Annotated in this window: 1 pseudogene; it reads left to right on the top strand. The window is 48.8% G+C overall.

Annotated elements, in window-relative coordinates:
* Positions 1–175 (top strand): annotated as a pseudogene (locus tag HSP_RS11375) (cation transporter); the annotation flags it as partial.
* Positions 176–299 lie beyond the last annotated feature (124 nt).

Below are 299 nucleotides of genomic sequence, written 5' to 3'. Positions count from 1 at the left end.
CATGAAGGCAAGCTGGATATTCTCGGCCAACGACGTGGTGATCAACCTGGGGGGCATCACCGCCGGCGCCCTGGTCGCGTGGACCGGTTCCAATTATCCAGATCTGATTATTGGCACCATCGCGGGGGGGATTGTACTTAACGGTGCCAGACGCATTTTGGCGTTGAAGGGTTAAATAATGCTCATTATTGGCAAAAAGCTCTCGCCGTATGCCCTGTTTTATCTGCTTATACCCCTGCTTTGTTTTTTCTTTGTTTTTTTAGAGCCTTAATTGCATAGTTAAGCACCTGGTTTCGCAT

This window comes from Haemophilus sputorum CCUG 13788 (assembly GCF_000238795.1).
GTDB lineage: Bacteria > Pseudomonadota > Gammaproteobacteria > Enterobacterales > Pasteurellaceae > Haemophilus_A > Haemophilus_A sputorum.
This window is presented reverse-complemented; position numbering and strand designations above follow the sequence as displayed.